The 2,134-nt window shown below is 69.5% G+C and carries 3 protein-coding genes; 1 reads left to right on the top strand and 2 read right to left on the bottom strand.

The genetic code is table 11. The features are described from left to right. Both AC1D15_RS28490 and lepB read right to left on the bottom strand, forming a co-directional pair. Positions 1-484, bottom strand: a 484-nt coding sequence (locus AC1D15_RS28490) for a flavoprotein (RefSeq protein WP_477828661.1), incomplete at its 3' end; no start/stop codon positions are given. Further along, entirely contained in the window at positions 481-1,302 is an 822-nt protein-coding gene (lepB, locus tag AC1D15_RS28485; RefSeq protein ID WP_052213042.1) for a signal peptidase I, read from the bottom strand. The genes lepB and AC1D15_RS28490, both read right to left, overlap by 4 nt. Before the next feature lie 187 nt (positions 1,303-1,489). On the opposite strand from lepB, the gene AC1D15_RS28480 reads away from it, so the two are divergent. Then, positions 1,490-2,134: L-histidine N(alpha)-methyltransferase (locus AC1D15_RS28480; protein WP_477828660.1), on the top strand; the 645-nt coding region annotated here is incomplete at its 3' end.

Below are 2,134 nucleotides of genomic sequence, written 5' to 3'. Positions count from 1 at the left end.
TGCCGGGGCCGAGCACGGTGGCGCCGTCGGCGCGCAGCTGTGCGATGTTGCGCTGCGTGGCCGGGTGCGCCCACATCTCGCGGTTCATCGCCGGCGCCACCAGCAGCGGGCAGCGTTCGATCGGCCGTGCGAGGCACAGCAGGCTCAGCAGGTCGTCGGCGCGCCCCTGCACCAGCCGCGCGATGAAATCGGCGCTGGCCGGCGCGATCAGCACCGCATCGGCCTCGCGCGTCAGGTTGATGTGGGCCATGTTGTTGGCCTCGCGCGCATCCCACTGGCTGGTGAACACCGGGCGGGTCGACAAGGCCTGCATCGTGACCGGCGTGATGAACTGCTCGGCCGCCTCGGTCATCACGACCTGCACCGAGGCGCCGGCCTTCACCAGCGCGCGCGTCAGCTCGGCGGCCTTGTAGCAGGCGATGCCGCCGGTCAGGCCGAGCACGATGCGCTTGCCTTGCAGGTCGGTGGAAGATGCAGTGCTCACAGCGGTGTCCAGAAACGCGACATGTCGGAGAGGTTGAACAGCACGCGCACCGCCTTGCCGTAGACCTCGGCGTGCGGCAGGAAGCCCCAGCGGCGCGAGTCTTCCGAGTTGTCGCGGTTGTCGCCCAGCATCAGGTACTGGCCGGCCGGCACCGTGCAGTGCCACGCGCCGCGGCGCTCGTTGACGCAGTGCTGGCCGAGCTCGGGCTGCTGCAGGTCGAGCGCCATGCTGCCGAGCACGAACGGGTTGACCTTGATCAGGTGGTCGCGGCCGGGCAGCGATTCCTTCTGCAGCCACTGCCCGCGGTCTTCATCGCGCACGCCGGGTTCGCTGCCGTCGCTGACCGGCTCGACCTCGAACGGCGCGCCGTTGATGCTGACCGCGCCGTCCTGGAAGCGCACCAGGTCACCGGGCATGCCGATCAGCCGCTTCACGTAGAACTCGGAGACGTTGCGCGGGAAGCGGAACACGACGACATCGCCGCGCTGCGGCTTGCCGAACTCGATCGCGGTGTTGGTGAACGGCAGGCGCGGGCCGTACGCCAGGTGGTTGACGAGCAGGTAGTCGCCGACACGCAGCGTCGGCTCCATCGAACCGGACGGCACCTTCGGCCAGTCGGCCACCGCGACGCGGCAGGTGAACATCAGCGCCACCACGAAGAACAGCTCGGCGCCGAAGCTGACCCACAGCGGCTTGCGCACCGGGGCGGGCAGGTCAGCCGGAAGACGGGCGAGGCGGCGGCGCCAGGCGAACCAGCAGGCGCCGCTGGCCAGGCTCAGCAGGCACAGCACTTCGTTGATGGAAAAACCGATCTGCATCGAGGGCGCTTTCCGGGTGGATGTTCACGGGCTTCACACGGGCAAGGGCCCGGCGGGGATTATGGCTGCGCCGCGCGCCCGTCCCGGGCGCCGGATTCCTACACCTCGACGGCTGTAAGTCCTACGTCCCTCGGTCGACAACGTTGACCGGCATCCGGCAAGATGCCCCCACTCTGAGGAGACCTGCATGGACCCGTTGTTGGCATTGCGCAATACCACTGGCATCCCCACTGGCACCCGAGACACCTCCCCCGCCGGCTCGAGCCGGCGCCCCACGCTCGTCGGCCTGCCCGGCCGCCCGGCGGCGTCGCTGCAGCCGCAGTTCATGCAGAACAAGCTGCCGCCCGAGACGGCCACGCTGGCCGAAGTGACGGCCGGGCTGCTGAAGGCGCGCGCCGAAGTCGCGCCCAAGTACTTCTACGACAGCCTGGGCTCGCACCTGTTCGAGGCGAGCACCGAGCTGCCGGAGTACTACCCGACGCGCACCGAGGCCGCCATCTTCGACCTGCACGCCGGCGAAATGGCCGAGGCGATCGGCCGCGGCATGACGCTGATCGACCTGGGCGCCGGCAACTGCGCGAAGGCGGTGCGGCTGTTCCCCGAGTTCAGGCCGTCGCGCTATGTCGCGATCGACATCTCGGTCGATTTCCTGCGCGAGGCGCTGGCCGGCGTGCAGCGCGCGCACCCGGCACTGAACGTCACCGGCCTGGGCATGGATTTCGCCAATGCGCTGGTGCTGCCGAACGAGCTGCTGCGCGAACGGCCCGTGTTCTTCTACCCCGGCTCGAGCATCGGCAACTTCACGCCCGAGCAGGCGTCGCGGCTGCTGGCC

The sequence above is a fragment of the Rhizobacter sp. P2_H2 genome (assembly GCF_056403375.1).
The sequence above is the reverse complement of the archived record's forward strand: the minus strand, read 5'-3'. Positions and strand labels throughout refer to the sequence as shown.

Coding starts and splice junctions, on each gene's coding strand:
- lepB (WP_052213042.1), bottom strand. CDS start 1,302: ATGCAGATCGGTTTTTCCATCAACGAAGTGCTGTGCCTGCTGAGCCTG.